General features: G+C 69.8%; 20 protein-coding genes. 13 read left to right on the forward strand and 7 right to left on the reverse strand.

The window, feature by feature from the left end; translation table 11 throughout:
- The first annotated feature begins 100 nt into the window (after positions 1 to 100).
- On the forward strand, positions 101 to 976 hold the full coding sequence (gene hemF / locus FG154_RS10065; RefSeq protein WP_145107245.1) for an oxygen-dependent coproporphyrinogen oxidase: 876 nt from the start codon (positions 101 to 103) through the stop codon (positions 974 to 976).
- 27 nt (positions 977 to 1,003) lie between these two features.
- Here hemF and FG154_RS10070 read toward each other — a convergent pair whose 3' ends face one another.
- Positions 1,004 to 1,633 carry a hypothetical protein gene (locus FG154_RS10070; RefSeq protein ID WP_145107248.1) on the reverse strand — a complete coding sequence of 210 codons (630 nt, stop codon included), beginning with the start codon at positions 1,631 to 1,633 and terminating at the stop codon, positions 1,004 to 1,006.
- 96 nt (positions 1,634 to 1,729) lie between these two features.
- Complete coding sequence (hemE, locus tag FG154_RS10075; RefSeq protein WP_145107250.1) at positions 1,730 to 2,761, reverse strand: uroporphyrinogen decarboxylase; 1,032 nt, start codon at positions 2,759 to 2,761, stop codon at positions 1,730 to 1,732.
- Positions 2,762 to 2,837: 76 nt separating this feature from the next.
- On the opposite strand from hemE, the gene hemC reads away from it, so the two are divergent.
- On the forward strand, positions 2,838 to 3,806 hold the full coding sequence (hemC, locus tag FG154_RS10080) for a hydroxymethylbilane synthase (RefSeq protein WP_145107253.1): 969 nt from the start codon (positions 2,838 to 2,840) through the stop codon (positions 3,804 to 3,806).
- A gap of 199 nt (positions 3,807 to 4,005) precedes the next feature.
- Positions 4,006 to 4,764 carry a serine/threonine protein phosphatase gene (locus FG154_RS10085; RefSeq protein WP_145107256.1) on the forward strand — a complete coding sequence of 253 codons (759 nt, stop codon included), beginning with the start codon at positions 4,006 to 4,008 and terminating at the stop codon, positions 4,762 to 4,764.
- An 8-nt stretch (positions 4,765 to 4,772) separates the two neighbouring features.
- On the opposite strand, the gene FG154_RS10090 is transcribed toward FG154_RS10085, so the two are convergent.
- The 5 genes from FG154_RS10090 to FG154_RS10110 all read right to left on the reverse strand — a co-directional run bounded on the left by FG154_RS10090 (position 4,773) and on the right by FG154_RS10110 (position 8,944).
- Positions 4,773 to 5,711, reverse strand: a complete 939-nt coding sequence (locus tag FG154_RS10090) for an AEC family transporter (protein WP_145107259.1) — start codon at positions 5,709 to 5,711, stop codon at positions 4,773 to 4,775.
- Complete coding sequence (locus tag FG154_RS10095; protein ID WP_145107262.1) at positions 5,708 to 6,505, reverse strand: MBL fold metallo-hydrolase; 798 nt, start codon at positions 6,503 to 6,505, stop codon at positions 5,708 to 5,710. The genes FG154_RS10090 and FG154_RS10095 overlap by 4 nt, the downstream gene beginning before the upstream one ends.
- Positions 6,505 to 7,302 (reverse strand): TatD family hydrolase, encoded by a 798-nt coding sequence (locus FG154_RS10100; protein ID WP_145107265.1) that lies wholly within the window; start codon positions 7,300 to 7,302, stop codon positions 6,505 to 6,507. The genes FG154_RS10095 and FG154_RS10100 overlap by 1 nt, the downstream gene beginning before the upstream one ends.
- An 11-nt stretch (positions 7,303 to 7,313) precedes the next feature.
- Entirely contained in the window at positions 7,314 to 8,435 is a 1,122-nt protein-coding gene (locus FG154_RS10105) for a DNA polymerase III subunit delta' (protein WP_145107268.1), read from the reverse strand.
- A gap of 215 nt (positions 8,436 to 8,650) precedes the next feature.
- Positions 8,651 to 8,944 (reverse strand): hypothetical protein, encoded by a 294-nt coding sequence (locus FG154_RS10110; RefSeq protein WP_145107271.1) that lies wholly within the window; start codon positions 8,942 to 8,944, stop codon positions 8,651 to 8,653.
- A gap of 268 nt (positions 8,945 to 9,212) precedes the next feature.
- On the opposite strand from FG154_RS10110, the gene ybgC reads away from it, so the two are divergent.
- From ybgC to FG154_RS10160, 10 genes are all read left to right on the forward strand, one after another.
- Complete coding sequence (ybgC, locus tag FG154_RS10115) at positions 9,213 to 9,602, forward strand: tol-pal system-associated acyl-CoA thioesterase (protein WP_145107273.1); 390 nt, start codon at positions 9,213 to 9,215, stop codon at positions 9,600 to 9,602.
- Between the two features lie 135 nt (positions 9,603 to 9,737).
- Positions 9,738 to 10,436, forward strand: a complete 699-nt coding sequence (gene tolQ, locus FG154_RS10120; protein ID WP_145107276.1) for a protein TolQ — start codon at positions 9,738 to 9,740, stop codon at positions 10,434 to 10,436.
- 3 nt (positions 10,437 to 10,439) lie between these two features.
- The gene (tolR, locus tag FG154_RS10125; protein WP_011907616.1) at positions 10,440 to 10,910 is read left to right on the forward strand and encodes a protein TolR; all 471 of its coding nucleotides are present in this window, start codon (positions 10,440 to 10,442) and stop codon (positions 10,908 to 10,910) included.
- 10 nt (positions 10,911 to 10,920) lie between these two features.
- Positions 10,921 to 12,171 (forward strand): cell envelope biogenesis protein TolA, encoded by a 1,251-nt coding sequence (locus tag FG154_RS10130; protein WP_145107278.1) that lies wholly within the window; start codon positions 10,921 to 10,923, stop codon positions 12,169 to 12,171.
- Between the two features lie 67 nt (positions 12,172 to 12,238).
- Positions 12,239 to 13,573: a Tol-Pal system beta propeller repeat protein TolB gene (gene tolB, locus FG154_RS10135; RefSeq protein WP_145107280.1), complete on the forward strand. Its 1,335-nt coding sequence runs from the start codon at positions 12,239 to 12,241 to the stop codon at positions 13,571 to 13,573.
- Positions 13,574 to 13,657: 84 nt separating this feature from the next.
- Positions 13,658 to 14,209 (forward strand): peptidoglycan-associated lipoprotein Pal, encoded by a 552-nt coding sequence (gene pal, locus FG154_RS10140; protein WP_145107283.1) that lies wholly within the window; start codon positions 13,658 to 13,660, stop codon positions 14,207 to 14,209.
- Positions 14,210 to 14,213: 4 nt separating this feature from the next.
- Positions 14,214 to 15,038 carry a tol-pal system protein YbgF gene (gene ybgF, locus FG154_RS10145; protein ID WP_145107285.1) on the forward strand — a complete coding sequence of 275 codons (825 nt, stop codon included), beginning with the start codon at positions 14,214 to 14,216 and terminating at the stop codon, positions 15,036 to 15,038.
- Positions 15,038 to 16,276, forward strand: coding sequence for a tRNA lysidine(34) synthetase TilS (gene tilS, locus FG154_RS10150; RefSeq protein WP_145107288.1), 1,239 nt, complete (start codon positions 15,038 to 15,040; stop codon positions 16,274 to 16,276). Before ybgF ends, tilS begins: the two co-directional genes overlap by 1 nt.
- A 78-nt stretch (positions 16,277 to 16,354) precedes the next feature.
- Positions 16,355 to 18,256, forward strand: a complete 1,902-nt coding sequence (ftsH, locus tag FG154_RS10155; RefSeq protein WP_145107290.1) for an ATP-dependent zinc metalloprotease FtsH — start codon at positions 16,355 to 16,357, stop codon at positions 18,254 to 18,256.
- A gap of 52 nt (positions 18,257 to 18,308) precedes the next feature.
- A complete protein-coding gene (locus tag FG154_RS10160; protein WP_484051827.1) occupies positions 18,309 to 19,040 on the forward strand; it encodes a methyltransferase domain-containing protein in 732 nt (243 codons plus the stop codon).
- The last annotated feature ends 42 nt before the right edge of the window (positions 19,041 to 19,082 follow it).

Genomic DNA, 19,082 nt, shown 5'->3' on the forward strand with positions numbered 1-19,082 from the left:
AACCCATTCCCGGCGCCGTGCCAGAGGATTCTGGGCCGCCTTTTCTGGATCGCTGGCGGGAAAGCTGCTAGCCCTGTGCGCAAAGCTGCGGGAGGGATGCATGAATGACGCGATGGACGGGCCGAAGGCACGGGCCGCCGACTGGTTCCGCGAGCTGAGGAACCGGATCCTTGCGGCCTTCGAGGGGCTGGAGGATGCCGCCGCGGGCAGCTCTCCCACCGATCCGGCGCCGGGCCGGTTCGAGGTGACCGAGACCACCCGCGAGGCGGGCGGCGGCGGGCTGATGAGCGTGCTGCGCGGCGGGCGGGTGTTCGAGAAGGTGGGGGTGAATGTCTCGACCGTCCACGGCACGCTGGCGGCGCGGGCGCAGCAGGCGATGGCCGCGCGCGGCGTGCCGAGCATGGCCGAGGATCCGCGATTCTGGGCCTCGGGCATCAGCCTCGTGGCGCACATGCAGAACCCGCACGCGCCCGCCGTCCACATGAACACGCGCATGTTCTGGACCCCGCACGCCTGGTGGTTCGGCGGCGGCTCGGACCTCAACCCCTGTCTCGACTATCCCGAGGACACCGAGCATTTCCACGCCACGCTGCGCCGGGCCTGCGAGGGGCACGGGGCGGACTACTACCCCCGCTTCAAGGCCTGGGCCGACGAGTATTTCTTCATTCCCCACCGCGGCCGCGCGCGGGGGGTCGGGGGGATCTTCTACGACGATCTGAACAGCGGCGACTGGGAGGCGGACTTCGCCTTCACCCGTGCGGTGGGCGAGGCGTTCCTGCCCGCTTTCGTGCCCCTCGTCGAGCGGCGGATGGACACCCCCTGGACCGAGGCCGACCGCGAGGCGCAGCTCATCCATCGCGGGCTCTATGCGGAATACAACCTCGTCTATGACCGCGGGACGAAGTTCGGCCTCGAGACCGGACACGACGCCAATGCCGTGCTGATGAGCCTGCCGCCGCTGGCCAAGTGGATCTGACAGGGGCGGCGCCTGCGGCGGGGCGGCCTACTCGCTGCAGACATAGACCGCGCCGCCGACCGCCACGACCGTGACGGCGGCGGCGGTGAGGGCGGCCGGGGCGGTGACCGTGGCAAGGGCCGTCGCGCCCAGGTTGGAGAGCGCCGCCGAAACCGAGCCGGTCGTTCCCGACAGCACCACGGCGCCTGCGCTGTTCTCGACCGCCCGGACCCCGTTCAGCGCCGTGCCGGCCGCGCCCGCGACCTTGCCCGCCGTCTCGGCCGAGGCATTCACCTTTTCGCAGAAGGCCCCCGACGGCTTCGCGCAGTGCAGATAGGCGTCGCGCTTGCCCTCGGCAAAGCCGGTGTAGGTGTTGGCCTCGCGGTCGAACTGCAGGCAGAAGACCGACCGTTCGCGGTCGTTCAGCCCCGGCGTCATCGCGCGCAGCGTCACATAGCCGGGGCAGGTGATCCTGCCATAGCCGCCCAGCCACCTTTCCCGGATCGAGCGGTTGGCCCGCACCTCCTCGTCTCCGGTGTCGTAGGCGAGGGCGGTCGGAAAGCCCTCCAGCGAGGTCAGGCAGGCCTCGGGCTTGGCCAGTGCCGCGGCGGGCAGCATCGGCACCAGCGCCGCCAGCGCGATGCAGGGGAAAGACAGCGATCGTCGGGAGGGCCGCATGGGTCAACTCCGGGAGAGGGAAGGGATACCCTGTCGCGGACGTGGGGCCGTGGCAACGGGGGGCGGCTCAAGCCTGCGTGAGCCGCCCCCGAGGGGTCACTTGCCGCGGATCGTCTCGATCAGCAGCGTCACGTTCTCGGGGTCGGCCTCGGGGGTGATGCCGTGGCCGAGGTTGAAGATGTGCGGGCCATTCTTGAACGCCTCGACGACGCGCTTCGTGGCCTGCACCAGTTCCTCGCCGCCCGTCACCATGTATTTCGGGTCGAGGTTGCCCTGAACGCAGGTCTTGCCCTTCTGGACGTTCTCGGCGGCCCATTCCGGGCTGACCGAGTTGTCGATCGCCACGCAATCGGCGCCGGTCTTTTCGGCGAAGCCGATGTAGCCCTCGCCCGCCTCGCGCGGGAAGGCGATGATCGGCAGGCCGGGATGGCGGGCCTTCAGCTCGGCGATGATCTTCTTCGCCGGGGCGACCGCGAAATCCTCGAAGTCCTGACCTTTCAGCGATCCGGCCCAGCTGTCGAAGAGCTTGACCACCTCGCAGCCGGCCTCGACCTGCTTCGAGAGATACTCGATCGTGGCCTCGGTGATCCGGTCCATCAGCGCCTCGAAGGCCGGACGGTCGGTGTCCTTCAGCTTGTGCGCGGCGGCCTGGTCCTTCGACCCGCGGCCCGCGATCATGTAGGTCGCGACCGTCCAGGGCATCCCGGCGAAGCCGATGAAGGTTGTCTCCTTGGGAAGCTCGCGGGCGAGGATGCGGCAGGTCTCATAGACCGGGGCCAGCTTCTCGTGGATGTCATCCTTGCCCTTCAGCGCCTCGACCCCGGCCATGTCGGTGATCGTGGACATCCGCGGGCCTTCGCCGGTCTCGAACCACAGATCCGCGCCGAGCGCCTGCGGCAGAAGCAGGATGTCGGCGAACAGGATCGCCGCGTCGAAACCATAGCGGCGGATCGGTTGCAGCGTCACCTCGGCGGCGAGTTCGGGGTTGTAGCACAGCGAGAGGAAGTCGCCCGCCTCGGCGCGCGTCGCACGGTATTCCGGCAGGTAACGGCCGGCCTGACGCATCAGCCAGATCGGGGGCGTGGGCAGGGTCTCGCCCCGCAGCGCACGCAGCATCGTCTTGGTCATGGGGTGCTCCTTCTCAGCTTGCCTGCTGGTTCCCAAGCTGCGCATGGGATGTCAATATGGGGAGTTGTCAGGGCAAATGGACATCGCTAACCAAATCGGCATGACACACTCCATGCCCACCCCCGCTGAACCCCTCAAGATCGGCACGCGCGGCTCGCCGCTTGCGCTGGCTCAGGCCTACGAGACCCGCAGCCGCCTGTCGGCCGCCTTCTCGCTGCCGGAAGAGGCATTCGAAATCGTGGTCATAAAAACCACGGGTGACAAGGTCTTGGACCGCCCTCTGAAGGAGATCGGCGGCAAGGGCCTGTTCACGCGCGAGATCGAGGAGGCCCTGCTGGACGGGGGAATCGACATCGCCGTCCATTCCATGAAGGACATGCCGACGCTTCAGCCCGAGGGGCTGATCCTCGACACCTATCTGCCGCGCGAGGATACGCGGGACGCCTTCATCACCTACGCCGAGGGCGGGTTGGCTGATTTGCCGCAGGGCGCCACCGTGGGCTCGTCGAGCCTGCGCCGCCGCGCGCAACTGCTCAACAAGCGGCCGGACCTTCAGGTGGTCGAGTTCCGCGGGAACCTTCAGACCCGTCTCAAGAAGCTCAATGACGGGGTGGCGCGGGGCACGTTCCTCGCAATGGCCGGGCTGAACCGGCTGAAGATGGACGACGTGCCGCGTGTGGCGATCGAGCCCGAGGAGATGCTCTCGGCCGTCGCGCAGGGGGCCATCGGGATCGAGCGGCGGATCGACGATCCGCGCACGCAGGAGATGCTGGCCGCGATCCATGACGTGCCGACCGGCCACCGGCTCGCGGCCGAGCGGAGCTTCCTGCTGAAGCTCGACGGCTCGTGCGAGACGCCGATCGCGGGCCTTGCGGTGCTGGAAGGCGACCAGATCTGGCTGCGCGGCGAGATCCTGCGCCCTGACGGGTCCGAGTCGATCTCGGGCGAGATCCGGGGCGGCATCCCGGAGGCCGCGGCACTGGGGGCCGAGCTTGCCTCGGAACTTCTCGGCCGGGCGCCGGCCGACTTCTTCAGCTGGCGCTGAGCCCGGCGGGCAGGAGTGACGGGGGCGGCCTTCGGGCCGCCCCTTTGCGTGTCGCGCGGCACCCTGAAGGGCGGCCACGGACGCTCGAGACCCGGTGGGGACATAATCTTTCGTGGGTGCGTCAACAGGCGCTCTCGGCCGGCCGGAATCCGCTGCTAACCTCGGATCATGACGGCACGGTGCCGCCGGGGTGTTCCTCATGTCCCAGGTCGATGCAGCCTCTTCCTCCGCCGATCCCCTCGCCGAGGTGATCCGGGCCGCGCTCTGCGAGCCGCCGGTGCGGGTCCGGCCCCTGCCTCTGCCGGACGGCGATCAGCTCTGGCTGAAGCGCATCGAGGATCTGACCCACCGTTCCTGGCAGCGCAAGGGCGACATGCGCCGCCTGCTCCGGCGGGAGCGCGAGGCGTTCGAGCGGATGGCCGCGGCGGGCCTTCCCGTCGGCACGATGGTGGGCGGCCACGGCGACTGGCTGGTGACGCGCGATGCGGGTGCGAACCTTCGCCACCTCCTGCGTTCGTCCGATGTGCGGACGCGCGAGCGGACGGCGGCCTTCGCGGCCGCGGGCAAGGCGCTTGCCCTGCTCCACAGCGCGGGCGTTACCCACGGTCGGCCCACGGTCCGGGCGATCTGCTGGGACGGCGCCTCGGCGCGTTTCATCAGCCTCTCGCACTGGTCCGACCGGCGGCGGAGACGGCGGCATTTCGCGCTCGACGTGATGATCTTCATTCACTCGTGCCTCTGCGCCGACCGGACCGCGCATGATGTTCTGGGGGTGGCGCTGAACGCCTATCTCGACCATGCGCCCGAAGGAACCTGGAGGGCGGTCCGCCGGATGGCGATGCTGCTGGCCATGATCGCGCCCGCCGCCGCCGCCCTGCGCCTCGCGCGGCCCGCCTCGCGCGAGTTGAACGCGCTGCCGCTCGCGCTGGCCTATGTCACCGAGCGCAAGCGTCCCTGACGGCTGCGTCAGGGCAGCAGTTGCAGCCAGAACCAGGTGGTGAGGATCGAGGCCCCCGTCGCGATCAGCACGGCCGAGGCGGTGACCCGCTTCGCCACGCCATAGACGTTGGAGAAGAGATAGGCGTTGACCCCCGGCGCCATCGCCGCCGTGACCACGGCCGAACGGATCTGCGCCGTATCAAGGCTTGCGACATGCCGGCCCAGAAGCCAGACGATCCCCGGATGCACGATCAGCGAGATCATCGTGACCATCCCGATCAGCTTCATGTCGCCCTCGGGCCGGTAGCGCAGCAGCACGCCCCCCAGACCGAAGAGCGCGGTGGGAAGCGCCGCGCGGCTCATCATCTCGACCGCGGCCGAGAGCGCGCCGGGCAGGGCCAGCCCCGTGAGGTTCACGACGAAGCCCAGCGAGATCCCGATCACCAGCGGCTGCCGGAAGATCGCCGTCACGACCTGCCGCCCGAGCCGCGCCTTCGACAAGCCCATCCCGCGCGAACGGACAAGCTCCATCACCGTGATGCCAAAGCCGTAGAGGAGCGGCGAGTGGATCGAGATGATCGCGTAGTTCGAGGCCAGCGCCTCGGGGCCATAGGCGCGTTCGGTGATGGGCAGGCCCAGCAGCAGCGAGTTCGAGAAGAGGCAGGCAAAGCCGATGGCCACGCAATCCTCGACCGGGCGGCGGGCCAGATAGCGCGCGCCGGCAAAGCCGAGGCCGAAACCCGTGAAGGCGCCGACATAGAAGGCCGCGAACAGACCGAGGTCGTAGTTCGCCGCAAGGTCGAGCCGCGCGATCGACGAAAAGAGCAGGCAGGGCACCGCGAAGTTCTGCGCGAACCGCATCACCGCATCCACGGCAAGCTCGGACACGAGGCCCGCACGCGCCGCGGCATATCCGAATCCGATGACGAGGAAGACGGGCAGGATGACGTCGATCAGCGCGCTCATGCGGCGAGGTCGAACGTCAGCCCATCGTAGGCGGGAACGACATGCGCCGGAAGCTCGGCCGCCAGCGTCGCGTAGTCGAGGTCGATATGCATGTTGGTCAGGATCGCCCGCCGGGGACGCGCCCGCGCGATCCATTCCAGCGCGAGCGCGAGATGGGCGTGCGTCGGGTGCGGCTTGCGGCGCAGCGCGTCGAGCACCCACATCTCGAGCCCCTCGAGCCGGGGCCAGGCTTCTTCGGGGATGGCCACCACATCCGGCAGATAGGCCATGGCGCCGACCCGAAAGCCGAGCGCCTCGGTGGGGCCGTGGCTGACGCGGAAGGGCTCGAGCCGGACCGTGCCGCCCGCGCCCGTGATCTCGAACGGGCCCTCGATCATGTTGAGGTCGAGGATCGGCGGGTAGAGCGAGCCTTCGGGCTGCGCAAAGGCGTAGCCGAAGCGCGTGAGCAGCGCCTGCTGCGTATCGGCGTCGGCCCAGACCGGCAGGCGCTTCTGCATGTTGAAGACGATCTGGCGCAGGTCGTCGATGCCGTGGACATGATCGGCGTGGGCGTGGGTCCAGGCCACGGCGTCCAGCTCTCCCACGCCCGCATCCAGAAGCTGCGGGTGCATGTCGGGCGTCGTGTCGATCAGCACCCGCGTCGTGCCGTCCGCCGTGACCCGCTCGATCAGCAGCGAGCAGCGGCGGCGGCGGTTTCTCGGGTCGGTCGGGTCGCACTCGCCCCAGAGCCCACCCAGGCGCGGCACGCCCCCCGACGAGCCGCAGCCCAGGATGGTGCAGTGCAGCCGGGCCATCAGGCGGCGGCCTTCGCGAACAGCCGGTCGAAGTTGGCCGAGGTGGCGGCGGCGAAGTCGGACAGGCTCAGGCCGAAGACCTCGGCGCCCTTCGCGGCCGTGTGGGCGGTGTAGGCGGGCTCGTTGCGCTTGCCGCGGTAGGGCGGGGGGGCGAGATAGGGGCTGTCGGTTTCCAGCAGAATGCGGTCGAGCGGGGCCGCGGCGAAGATCGCGCGCAGCTCGGCCGATTTCGGGAAGGCCGCGATCCCGGACATCGAGAGGTAGAAGCCCAGATCCAGCGCGGCCTGCGCCAGCGCCGCCCCGGATGAAAAGCAATGCATCACGCAGGTGTAGGCGCCGGCGCGATGCTCTTGCGTCAGGATGCGGGCCATGTCCTCGTCGGCATCGCGGGCATGGATGATGAGCGGCAGGCCCGTGCGCCGGGCGGCCTCGATGTGGATGCGCAGGCTTTCCTGCTGAACCGGCGCGCTTTCGGGCGTGTAGTGGTAGTCGAGCCCGCTTTCCCCGATGCCCACGAACTTCGGATGGGCGGCCAGCGCCACCAGCTCCTCGACGGTGGCCATGGGCTCTTCTGCGGCGCTCATCGGATGGGTGCCCGCGGCGTAGAAGACCCCCTCATGCGCCTCGGCGATGGCGCGCACCCGCGGCTCGTGGCGCAGGCGGGTGCAGATCGTGACCATCCGCGTGACCCCGGCCGACCGCGCCCGTTCGATCAGCGCCGCATGTTCGCCGTCGAAGTCGGGGAAATCCAGGTGGCAATGGCTGTCGACGATCTGCGGGGGCGTTTCGGGCGTCATCAGGCTTACCTTCAGGCGAGCTGGGCCGCCGTCTCGTCAATCCGAAGAACCATATCCATGAGAAGCGCGGCAGGGTCAAGGTTGACCGCCCGCCCGCGCCGTGCCCGGTTGCCGAGCGTCTGCGCCAGATCGGCCCAGAGCCGCGCCGCCCGCGCGTCGGGAGCGAGCCGCGCGATCAGGTCGCCCTCGCCGGGAACCGCCTCGGGCGGCAGAAGCCGCAGCGTGCCCGCCCGCGCCACCCGCGCGAGGAAGAGGTCGATCAGCGTGAGCATCAGCTCGAACTGCGGCTCGGCCCCCTTGCCGGATGCGGCATCCGCCAGCGCCACGAGCCTGGCCCGGTCGAGCCGCGGGAGGGTCGAAAGCAGCCCCACCAGCGCCGCATAGAGCTTCACCCCCTCGAGGTTCGCCACCCGGATCGCCTCGCCCGCCGAGCCGCCGGCCAGCTCGGCCAGGGCCTGCGGATCGCCCGCCTCGACCCCCGCCGCGGTGAGGGCGCGGGCCATGTCCTCGGGCGAAAGCGCGGACAGGCGCAACTCGCGGCAGCGCGAGCGGAGCGTGGGCAGCAGCCGCGAGGGCTGGTGGCAGACGAGGAGGATCGTCACCCCTTCGGGCGGCTCCTCGAGCAGCTTGAGCAGCGCGTTGGCGGCAGAGACGTTCATCTCGTCGGCGGGATCGACGATGGCCACCCTCCGCCCGCCATCCGCGGCCGAGAGGGCGAAGAAGGCCTTCATCCGCCGCACCTCCTCGACCGTGATCTGGGTCTTGAGCCGTTTGGCCTTCTCGTCCCAGGCGCGGCGGAGCAGGAAGAACCTTCCCTCCGACAGCGCCGCCATGCGCCGCGCGACGGGGTGATCCGCCGGCACCTCGAGCGAGGCGGGGGGCGGGGCGGCGAAGAGCCCGCCGCCCTCGGGTGTTGCCAGAAGGAACCGGGCGATGCGCCAGGCGAGGGTGGCCTTGCCCACCCCCAGCGGCCCCGTGATCAGCCAGCCGTGATGCAGGCGGCCGATGGTGAAGGCGGCGAGGAACTCGTCCTCGGCCCGTTCATGCCCGAAGAGCGCCAGCGTCTCGCGCGGGTGCGGCGCGCCTTCGACGCGGTCGGGTTCCGGGATCTCGTCCTGCGCGGGCTGCGCCATCGCTTCCTCTCGGCTGGAGATGCGAGGCCGGAGCCACGCACAGCGGAGGTAGGACGGGCGCCGGGGCGATTGCAACCCTCGTGCGCGGCTTGCAGCGGATTGCGGTCCGGGTCGCCTGCGTCCCCGCCGCCGCCGTGGCGAACCCGCTGAAAATGACGTGGCCGGCCCTGTGGCCGGCCGCTCGGGCCCCGAAGGGTCAGCGTCCTCTCACTCGATCAGAACTTGAGGCCGAGGTTCTTCCCGAGCTCATCGTAGCTCATCAGCTTCTTCGGGGTGAAGAGCTCGAGCAGCGCGTCGAAGGCCGTCGTGTCGAGTTCGGCGAGTTGGCCGAAGATCTCTTCGTTGGTCGGCAGCTTCTTCGGCGTCATGGAATCGAGGATGTCGGTGAAGCCCATCGCCTTCGCGTCGCCAAGCTGGGCGCCCTTGCCGAAGATCTCTTCGTTGGTGGGCAGTTTCTTCGGCGTCATGTCGGTCAGCATCTGCGACATCGCCTTTTCCATATCAGACATAGTGCTCTCCTCTAACGGGCATTAGAACTCATGATCAGACGCGCAACACGCCTCGGGATGATGCGGATGCACCTGCGGTCCCGAAGTTAGCATGCGCCGCGGCTTCCTCACGCAGAAACGCGCAACGAAAGGTGCGGCATACACTCGCACCGCATGGCAAATGGGCCAAGGTGCGCCCATTTCGGCTGCAATTTCCGCATCTTGCTTGCGGGGGCGTCCGCTTCGGGCTAGGCCGCGGCCCAGATCGATTCCCCCTCCGAGGCGCCCCATGCTGCACCGTTTCGCCCTGCGCGTTTACTACGAGGACACCGATCTCGCGGGAATCGTCTACTACGCCAACTATCTCAAGTTCATCGAGCGCGCCCGGAGCGAATGGGTACGGGCGCTGGGCGTGGATCAGGTGCGCCTGAAGGCCGAATCCGGCATCGTCTTCGCCGTGCGCCGCCTCGAGGCCGACTACCTGCGCCCGGCGCTCTTCGACGACCTCCTCGAGGTCGAGACGCGGCTCGTCGAGACGGGGGGCGCGCGGATCGTGCTCGAGCAGGATGTGCTGCGCGGGTCCGAGACGCTGTTTGGCGCCCGCGTGGTGCTCGTCTGCCTCGGACCCGAGGGGCGGGCGGCCCGCCTTCCGGCGGAAGTCCGCCAGCGTCTGCGCTGAGGGCCCGGATCCGGCGCGATCGGCCCTGTTGGCGCCGCTTTGCCACTTGACGCAGATGTGTTGGCAATCCCTCTAAAACCGAGATAGAATCACCAGTAAGAACGGCCCGCAGAACGGCCACCAGAGAGCAGGCAGATGGAAACGGAAACCCTTGCGATGGCGCAGGAGATTGATTTCTCCATGCTCGCCCTCTTCGCGCGCGCGACGCTCACGGTGAAGGTGGTGATGATCCTGCTGATCGTCATGTCCTTCTGGTCGTGGGCCATCATCATCCGCAAGCACCTCCTGTTCCGGCGGGCGCGGCGCGAGGCGGCGATCTTCGATCGCGCCTTCTGGTCGGGCGAGCCGCTCGACGAGCTGTTCGAGCGTCTCGGGCCGCAGCCCGAGGGCGCCTCGGAAAAGATCTTCGCGGCCGGGATGCTCGAGTGGCGCCGCAGCCACCGGACCGACGGCGGCCTGATCGCGGGGGCGCAGTCGCGCATCGACCGCTCGATGGGCGTGGCCATCGACAAGGAAAGCGAGACTCTGAACGCGGGCCTCTCGTTCCTGGCCACCACCGGCTCGACGGCGCCCTTCATCGGCCTTTTCGGCACGGTCTGGGGCATCAAGCACGCCTTCGAGCAGATCGCGATCTCGCAGAACACCAACCTCGCCGTGGTGGCACCGGGCATCGCCGAGGCGCTCCTGGCCACCGCGTTCGGTCTCGTGGCCGCCATCCCGGCCGTGGTCTTCTACAACAAGCTCAACGCCGACTCCGAGCGGATCATCGGCGGCTACGAGGCCTTCTCGGACGAGTTCGCGACCATCCTCTCGCGCCAGCTGGACGCGGCCTGAACCATGGGGGCGGGGGTCATCAAGAAGTCCGGCGGAGGACGCCGCGGGCGGCGTCGCGGCCAGTCGGCCGCCATGTCCGAGATCAACGTCACGCCCTTCGTGGACGTGATGCTCGTGCTGCTCATCATCTTCATGGTGGCAGCCCCGCTTCTGACGGTGGGCGTGCCGGTGAAGCTGCCCGAGACGGCGGCCAACGCCCTGCCGACCGAGCAGGAAGAGCCTCTCACGATCACGATCGCCGCCGACGGGCGGCTGACGATCCAGACCACCGAGACGCCCGAGGCCGAGCTGATCCCCAAGCTCTCGGCCATCGCGGCCGAGCGGACCTCGAAGAAGGTCTTCCTGCGCGCCGACGGCGCGATCCCCTACGAGCGCGTGGCGCAGGTGATGGGGGCGCTCAACCGGGGTGGTTTCCAGGACATCGGTCTGGTGACGGATGTCGGCGGCCCGACGTTCGGCGGAAGCGGCGGCTAGGCCATCCGGCATGGACAAGGGGGTCATCATCTCCGGCATCGGGCACTTCAGCCTGATCCTCTGGCTCTTGTTCGGCGACTGGTTCTTCCAGCCGCAGCACGCGCCTGAAGTTGCCGTGACCTCGGTCTCGCTGATGACGAGCGCCGAGTTCGACGCCATGACCTCGGCCGCGACTCAGCCCTCCGAGCAGCGCCCGACGCCCTCGGCCGAGCCGGAACAGCCGGCGCCGCCCCCCGAGGAAGCCGCGCCTGCGCCGGCCCCCGCCCCGGTGGCCGAGGCGCCGCCGCCGCCCGCGCCCGAGCCGCGGCCCGAACCCGCCCCCCAGCCGGACGCCGCCCCCACCGCGCCCGAGATCGCGCCGGTGCCCGAGCCCGAGATCGCCGAGGCGCCCGAGCCGCTGGCCCCGGTGGCCGAGGTCGAGCAGCCGATCCTCGTGCCGCAAAGCTCGCCGCGCCCCAAGCCCAAGCCCGCGCCGCGCGTGGCGCCGACCCCGGCCCCCGCGCCGCCGCCCGAGGCCGAGGTGGCCGAGGTGCCGACCCCGCCGGTGGCGCCCGATCCGCAGACGCCGGCGCCCGAGGTGGTCGAGGAGCAGCCCCCGGCCGCGCCCGAGGAGGCCACGACCGAGATCGTGACCGAGGCGACCGAGACCGAGGAGGTGGCGCAGCTTGCCCCCACCAGCTCGGCCCGGCCCAAGGTGCGCCCGCAGCGCGCCCGTGCGCCGGAACCGGCGGCCGAAGAGCCGCGCCCGGCCTCGACCAGCCGCACCGAGCCCGCCGCGGCGCGCCCCGCCGAGACGCCGGCCGAGCGCCCCGAGCGGCCCGCGGCCGAGACCCCGCGCCAGAACGACAGCCGCGCGGTCGAGGATGCGCTGGCCGAGGCGCTTGGCGGCGGCACCGAGCCCGCGTCCGAGCGGCCCTCGGCGCCCGTCCGCTCGGGCCCGCCCGTCACCAGCGGCGAGAAGGACGCCTTCCGCATCGCCGTGCAGCAATGCTGGAACGTGGGCGCGCTTTCGACCGAGGCGCTGGCCACGACGGTGACGGTGGCCATGACCATGGCGCAGGATGGCAAGCCCGATGCCGGCTCGATCCGCATGATCGAATCGCGCGGCGGGACGGACGCCGGCGCACGGCAGGCGTTCGAGGCCGCACGGCGCGCCATCATCCGCTGCGGCGCGCGGGGCTTCCCGCTGCCGCCCGAGAAGTATGACCAGTGGCGCGAGGTCGAGATGGAGTTCGATCCCAACGGGATGCGGATGAAATGACGATACAGCGCGCGTGTATCCGGGCCTCGGGCCCGGTTCAACGGAACCCGGAGAGCATGAGGACTCCATGAACCTGTTCAGATCCCTCGCCCCGATGGGCCTTGCCCTGGCCCTGCTTCTGCCGGCGGCGGCCCCCGCCCTGGCCCAGCAGGGGCCGCTGCGCATCCAGATCACCGAAGGCGTGATCGAGCCCTTGCCCTTCGCCGTGCCGAACTTCGTGGCCGAGACCTCGGGCGCCTCGCAGCTGGCGCAGGACATGGCCCGCGTGATCGCGGCCGACCTGTCGGGCACCGGGCTCTTCCGCGAGATCCCGGCCTCGGCCCACATCAGCCGCGTGACCAGCTTTGACGCGCCGATCGCCTACAACGACTGGAAGGCGATCAACGCGCAGGCGCTGATCACCGGCTCGGTCTCGGCTTCGGGCGACCGGGTGGTGGTGAAGTTCCGCCTGCACGACGTCTTCTCCGACCAGCCGCTCGGCGAGGGGCTGCAGTTCGCGGGCTCGGCCTCGGGCTGGCGGCGCATGGCGCACAAGGTGGCCGACGTGGCCTACAGCCGGATCACCGGCGAGGGCGGCTATTTCGACAGCCGCGTGGTCTTCGTCTCGGAATCGGGGCCCAAGAACGCCCGCGCCAAGCGCCTGGCGGTGATGGATTACGATGGCGCGAACGTGCAGTATCTGACGGACTCGTCCTCGATCGTGCTCGCGCCGCGCTTCTCGCCCACCGGCGACCGCATCCTCTTCACCTCCTATTCGACGGGCTTTCCTCGGATCTACCTGATGGATGTGGGCTCGCTCTCGACCCGCAGCCTTGCCGAGCAGCCCGGCACGATGACCTTCGCGCCCCGCTTTGCGCCCGACGGCCGGACGGTTGCCTTCTCGCTCGAACAGGGCGGCAACACCGACATCTACACGCTCGACACCGCGAGCGGCACGCGCCGCCAGCTGACCAACTCCCCCTCGATCGAGACCGCGCCCTCCTATTCGCCGGACGGCAGCCAGATCGTGTTCGAGAGCGACCGCTCGGGCGGCCAGCAACTCTACATCATGCCGGCGGGCGGGGGCGAGCCGCGGCGGATCTCGAACGGCGCGGGCCGCTACGGCACCCCGGTCTGGTCCCCGCGCGGCGACCTCATCGCCTTTACCAAGCAGCACCAGGGCCGCTTCCACATCGGCGTGATGCGGACCGACGGCTCCGAGGAACGGCTGCTCACGGCCTCGTTCCTCGACGAGGGCCCGACCTGGGCGCCGAACGGCCGCGTGCTGATGTTCACCCGCGAGGGCGCGGGGGCGGGCGGGCAGCCGGCGCTCTATTCGGTGGATATCTCGGGGCGGAACCTCAAGAAGGTGCCGCTCAGCGTTCCGGCCTCGGACCCGGCCTGGTCGCCGCTTCTGCCGTGACATGACATGCCGGCCGCCGTTTCCCGCGGCGGCCAAACCTGTTACCTTCGGCCGCACTGCGCCCGATCTGCGAAGGACATTTCCATGACCCATCTTCCGAAGGCCCTGATTCTCCTGGCGGCGCTCGGCCTTGCCGCCTGCAACAACCCGGACCGTTACGGCGCGGGCGGGGCCGGAGGAGCCGGCGGCGCAGGCGGCTACGGTGCCGGTGGCGGCTACGGCGCGGGCGGGATCGACAGCCAGGGCCTCGGAGGCGCGAGCGATCCGCGCTCCATCGCCTATTTCCAGCAGACCCTGGGCGACCGCGTGTTCTTCCTGGTGGACCAGAGCACCCTGTCCGACACGGCGCGCGCCACGCTCGACACGCAGTCGCAGTGGCTGATGACCAACGCCGACTACGCCATCATCATCGAGGGCCACGCCGACGAGCAGGGCACGCGGGAATACAACCTCGCGCTCGGCGCCCGGCGGGCCTCGGCGGTTCAGGACTACCTGATCTCTAAGGGCATCGCGCCCTCGCGGATGAAGACGGTCTCCTACGGCAAGGAGCGTCCGGTCGAGGTCTGCTCGACCGAGGAGTGCTACTCGAAGAACCGCCGCGCGGTGACGGTTCTCTCGATGGGCGCGGGGGTCTGATCCGATGCGCCACCTGATCCTGGCCGCCGCGCTTGCGCTTGCGCCGCTTCCGGCGGCGGCGCAGGATCGCGCGCAGACGCTGGCCGACATCAAGGCCGAGCTGTCCACGCTTCAGGCCCAGTTCAACGACCTCAAGCGCGAGCTGGTCTCGACCGGCGCCGCGACCTCGGGGGCGGCCGGCGGCTCGGCGCTTCAGCGCATGGATGCGATGGAGGCCGCGCTTTCGCAGGTCACCGCCAAGGCCGAGGCGCTCGAGCTGAAGATCAACCGCGTGGTCAGCGACGGCACGAACCGGGTGGGCGATCTCGAGTTCCGCGTCTGCGAGCTTGAGGACGGCTGTGACATCGGCGCTCTCGGAGAGACCGCGCCCCTGGGCGGGCAGGCCTCGGCTGCGCCCGCGGCCACCCCTGCGCCGGCCCCGTCGGCCAATCCTGCCGGAACCTTCGCCGTCAACGAGAAAGCCGACTTCGACCGGGCCCGGGAGGTGCTCGGTCAAGGTGACTTTCGCACCGCCTCGGACCTCTTTAAGACCTTTGCCGAGACCTATACGGGCGGCCAACTGACCTACGAGGCGCACTATCTGCGGGGCGAGGCCCTGAGGCAGCTGGGCGAGACCGCGAACGCTGCCCGCGCCTATCTCGAGAGCTTTTCAGGCGACCCGAACGGGCCGCGCGCCCCCGAGGCGCTGCTGAAGCTCGGCCGGGCGCTCGGCGACCTGCGCCAGACGCCCGAGGCCTGCGTGACGCTGGCCGAGGTCGGCACCCGCTTCCCCGGCAACCCCTCGGCGGCCGAGGCGGCCACGGCGATGCAGGGGCTTGGCTGCAACTGATGCCGCTTCTCGAACGGTTCCTGAGGGGCCCGGGGCTGCGCGAGGTGCGCGCCCTGGGCCTCGCCGTTTCCGGGGGGGGCGATTCCATGGCGCTTCTCCATCTTGCGGCCGAGGCGGGCATCGCGGCCCGCGCGGTGACGGTGGATCACGGGCTTCGCCCCGAGGCCGCCGGTGAGGCGCTCGAGGTGGGCCGCGTCTGCGCGCGCCTCGGTGTGCCGCACGACATCCTCCGCTGGGAGGGCTGGGACGGCCGCGGCAACCTGATGGACCAGGCGCGACGCGCGCGGCTGCGGCTGATGGCGGACTGGGCCAGAGGGGCGGGCCTCGATGCGGTGGCGCTGGGTCACACGCGCGACGACGTGGCCGAGACCTTCCTCATGCGGCTGGCGCGCGGGGCGGGGGTGGACGGTCTTGCCGCCATGCGCGCCGAGCGGCGGGCCGAGGGGATGCTCTGGCTGCGGCCCCTGCTGGAGATCGGGCGCGAGGAATTGCGCGAGGATCTGCGCCGCCGGGGCGCGGGCTGGTTCGAGGATCCGTCCAACGAGAATCGCGCCTTCGACCGGGTTCGGGTGCGGCAGGCGATGCAGGGGCTTGCCGGTCTGGGCCTTGGTCCCGACCGTCTGGCCGCAGTGGCGGGGCATCTGGCCGAGGTGCGTGCGGCGCTCGATGCGCAACTGCACGAGGCGGCAGGGCGTCTCGTGCGGGTGGACCGCGGCGACGTGCTGATGGCGCCCGGCGTTCTCGATCTGCCCGACGAGATCCTGCGGAGGCTGCTGCGCGCGGCCGTTCAGTGGGTGGCATCGGCGGAATATGGCCCGCGCGGGCCGGCGCTGGCGCGGCTCATGCGCGACCTGCGGCAGGGGAAGGGGCGGACGCTCCACGGCTGCCGGCTGGTGTGGCGACGCGACGGGCTGCGGATCGGGCGCGAGTGGCAGGCGGTGAGGGATCTCGTGGCCCCGGTGTCCAGGCCGTGGGACGGGCGCTGGAGGCTGCAAGGGCCGCCGCAGGAAGACATTTCCGTTCAGCCGCTTGAGATCCGCGCCCTGGGCATCTCTGGCCTTGACCGCTGCCCCGACTGGCGGGCGGCGGACATGCCGCGGGCCAGCCTGCTCGCCTCGCCGGGGGTGTGGCGGGGGCAGGATCTGCTGGCAGCCCCGCTTGCGGCCCGGCCAAACGGATGGGTGGCCGTGACCGATCCCCTGCAAAATGGCGATTTTCTTTCACTACTATCGCATTGAACGGTCCGCGCTTATGTCTATCTTAAGCCGCAATGACCTGCGGGCGGGCCCGCGGAGAGACTCTGCAAGGAGACATTTGTGGGCAACGCGCGAAATATCGCTTTCTGGGTGGTCCTGTTCCTGCTGATCCTGGCGCTGTTCAACCTGTTCAGCGGCGGCCAGACCACCAGCAGTTCGCGCACCATCTCCTATTCCGATTTCATCGCCCGGGTGGATGGCGGCGAGGTTTCCTCGGTCACGCTCGATGGCGAACGGGTAATGGTGCGCGGCAAGGACGGCACGCAATATGTGACGATCAAGCCTCAGGGCGAGGAAGTCACCGACCGTCTGATCAATCAGGGCGTGGAAGTCCGCGCCGAGGCGCAGGAGCAGTCGGGATTCTTCTCGCTGATCTCGCTCTGGCTGCCGTTCCTGGTGCTGATCGGCATCTGGATCTTCTTCATGAACCGGATGCAGGGCGGCGGGCGCGGCGGCGCCATGGGCTTCGGCAAGAGCCGGGCCAAGCTTCTGACCGAAAAGCAGGGCCGCGTCACCTTCGACGACGTGGCCGGCATCGACGAGGCCAAGGAAGAGCTGGAAGAGATCGTCGAATTCCTGCGCAACCCGCAGAAGTTCAGCCGTCTCGGCGGCAAGATCCCCAAGGGCGCGCTGCTCGTGGGCCCGCCCGGCACCGGCAAGACGCTGCTTGCGCGCGCCATCGCGGGCGAGGCGGGCGTGCCGTTCTTCACCATCTCGGGTTCGGACTTCGTCGAGATGTTCGTGGGTGTGGGTGCCTCCCGCGTCCGTGACATGTTCGAGCAGGCCAAGAAGAACGCGCCCTGCATCGTCTTCATCGACGAGATCGACGCCGTGGGCCGTGCGCGCGGCGTGGGCATCGGCGGCGGCAACGACGAGCGCGAGCAGACGCTGAACCAGCTTCTGGTCGAGATGGACGGGTTCGAGGCCAACGAGGGCGTGATCATCGTTGCGGCGACCAACCGCAAGGACGTGCTCGACCCGGCGCTGCTGCGCCCGGGCCGCTTCGACCGCACGATCCATGTGCCGAATCCCGACATCAAGGGCCGCGAGAAGATCCTGGGCGTCCACGCCCGCAAGGTGCCGCTGGGCCCGAACGTGGACCTGCGCCTGATCGCGCGCGGCACGCCGGGCTTCTCGGGCGCTGACCTGATGAACCTGGTGAACGAGGCGGCGCTGCTGGCCGCCCGTGTCGGCCGCCGCTTCGTCACGATGGACGATTTCGAGAACGCCAAGGACAAGGTGATGATGGGGGCCGAGCGCCGCTCGATGGTGCTGACGGCCGACCAGAAGGAGAAGACCGCCTATCACGAGGCCGGTCACGCGATCGTCGGCCTGAACCTTCCCAAGTGCGATCCGGTCTACAAGGCCACGATCATCCCGCGGGGCGGTGCGCTCGGCATGGTGGTCAGCCTGCCCGAGATGGACCGGCTGAACATGCACAAGGACGAGGGCAAGCAGAAGATCGCCATGACCATGGCGGGCAAGGCGGCCGAGATCCTGAAATACGGCGAGGAGGCCGTGTCCTCGGGTCCGGCGGGCGACATCCAGCAGGCATCGGCTCTCGCCCGCGCGATGGTGATGCGCTGGGGCATGTCGGACGTCGTGGGCAACATCGACTACGCCGAGGCGCATGAGGGCTATCAGGGCAACACCGCCGGCTTCTCGGTCTCTGCCGAGACCAAGAAGATGATCGAGGCCGAGGTGAAGCGTCTGATCGACGAGGGTTACCAGACCGCCTACCGGATTCTCACCGAGAAGTCGGAAGAGTTCGAACGTCTGGCCAAGGGCCTTCTGGAGTATGAGACCCTGACCGGCGACCAGATCCGCCGCGTCATCGCGGGTGAGTCGATCGACTCGGATGATGATGCCGACCGTCCGGTGGGCGGCGGCTCGATCGCCGCGATCCCCAAGACCCGACCCAAGGTCATCAAGGCCGACGGCGGCCTCGAGCCCTCTGTCTGAGGCGAACGGCATAAGCGACTGGAACCCCGAAACCTACGCCAGGTTTCGGGGTTTGCGTCTGAGGCCCGCGCTGGACCTGCTGGCGCGGATCCCGGCCTTGCCTTCGGGCTGCGTGGTGGATCTCGGCTGTGGGGATGGGGCGGTCGGTCCGGCGCTGGCCTCGCGTTTCCCGGACCGGCGGATTGTCGGGGTGGATGCCTCTCCCGCGATGATGGCGGAGGCCGGGCGCACGGGCGCCTATGGCGCGCTGATCCGGGCCGATATCGCCGAGTGGCAGCCGGACGAGACGCCGGCCCTGATCTTCTCGAACGCGGCCCTCCAGTGGCTGGGCGACCACGACCGGCTGATGCCGCGCCTCGCTGGCCTGATCGCACCCGGCGGTTCGCTTGCGGTGCAGATGCCCCGCCAGTATGGCGCGCCCTCGCATCGGTTCCTGCGCGACATCGCGGCGGCCATGTTCCCCGACCGCTTCACGCTGGAGGATGCCCACCCCGTGGCGCCGGCGCTGCACTACTGGGAGATGCTCTGCCCCTTGGGCGAGGTGCAGGCCTGGGAGACGGAGTTCGTGCAGCACCTCGAGCCTACCCCCGGCGCCCATCCCGTCCGGCGCTTCACGGAATCCACCGCCATGCGCCCCTTTATCGCCCGGCTGGCGGCGGACGAGACGCTGGCCTTCGTCGCGGCCTATGAAAGCGCGCTTGCGGCCGCCTATCCGCTGCGGCCCGACGGCAGCGTGCTCTTTCCCTTCCGGCGCTGCTTCTTCGTCCTGACCCGCCCGGCCTGACACCGAGCGGGGGCCATCCCCGGGTTGTTCTTTGCCGGGTTC

The organism is Cereibacter sediminicola (assembly GCF_007668225.1).
Taxonomy (GTDB): Bacteria; Pseudomonadota; Alphaproteobacteria; order Rhodobacterales; family Rhodobacteraceae; genus Cereibacter_A; species Cereibacter_A azotoformans.

Coding starts and splice junctions, on each gene's coding strand:
- FG154_RS10130 (WP_145107278.1), top strand. CDS start 10,921: ATGGACAAGGGGGTCATCATCTCCGGCATCGGGCACTTCAGCCTGATC.
- tilS (WP_145107288.1), top strand. CDS start 15,038: ATGCCGCTTCTCGAACGGTTCCTGAGGGGCCCGGGGCTGCGCGAGGTG.
- FG154_RS10110 (WP_145107271.1), bottom strand. CDS start 8,944: ATGTCTGATATGGAAAAGGCGATGTCGCAGATGCTGACCGACATGACG.
- FG154_RS10090 (WP_145107259.1), bottom strand. CDS start 5,711: ATGAGCGCGCTGATCGACGTCATCCTGCCCGTCTTCCTCGTCATCGGA.
- FG154_RS10095 (WP_145107262.1), bottom strand. CDS start 6,505: ATGGCCCGGCTGCACTGCACCATCCTGGGCTGCGGCTCGTCGGGGGGC.
- tolR (WP_011907616.1), top strand. CDS start 10,440: ATGGGGGCGGGGGTCATCAAGAAGTCCGGCGGAGGACGCCGCGGGCGG.
- hemF (WP_145107245.1), top strand. CDS start 101: ATGAATGACGCGATGGACGGGCCGAAGGCACGGGCCGCCGACTGGTTC.
- tolB (WP_145107280.1), top strand. CDS start 12,239: ATGAACCTGTTCAGATCCCTCGCCCCGATGGGCCTTGCCCTGGCCCTG.
- ybgC (WP_145107273.1), top strand. CDS start 9,213: ATGCTGCACCGTTTCGCCCTGCGCGTTTACTACGAGGACACCGATCTC.
- FG154_RS10105 (WP_145107268.1), bottom strand. CDS start 8,435: ATGGCGCAGCCCGCGCAGGACGAGATCCCGGAACCCGACCGCGTCGAA.
- FG154_RS10100 (WP_145107265.1), bottom strand. CDS start 7,302: ATGACGCCCGAAACGCCCCCGCAGATCGTCGACAGCCATTGCCACCTG.
- FG154_RS10070 (WP_145107248.1), bottom strand. CDS start 1,633: ATGCGGCCCTCCCGACGATCGCTGTCTTTCCCCTGCATCGCGCTGGCG.
- ybgF (WP_145107285.1), top strand. CDS start 14,214: ATGCGCCACCTGATCCTGGCCGCCGCGCTTGCGCTTGCGCCGCTTCCG.
- hemE (WP_145107250.1), bottom strand. CDS start 2,761: ATGACCAAGACGATGCTGCGTGCGCTGCGGGGCGAGACCCTGCCCACG.
- FG154_RS10085 (WP_145107256.1), top strand. CDS start 4,006: ATGTCCCAGGTCGATGCAGCCTCTTCCTCCGCCGATCCCCTCGCCGAG.
- pal (WP_145107283.1), top strand. CDS start 13,658: ATGACCCATCTTCCGAAGGCCCTGATTCTCCTGGCGGCGCTCGGCCTT.
- hemC (WP_145107253.1), top strand. CDS start 2,838: ATGGACATCGCTAACCAAATCGGCATGACACACTCCATGCCCACCCCC.
- tolQ (WP_145107276.1), top strand. CDS start 9,738: ATGGAAACGGAAACCCTTGCGATGGCGCAGGAGATTGATTTCTCCATG.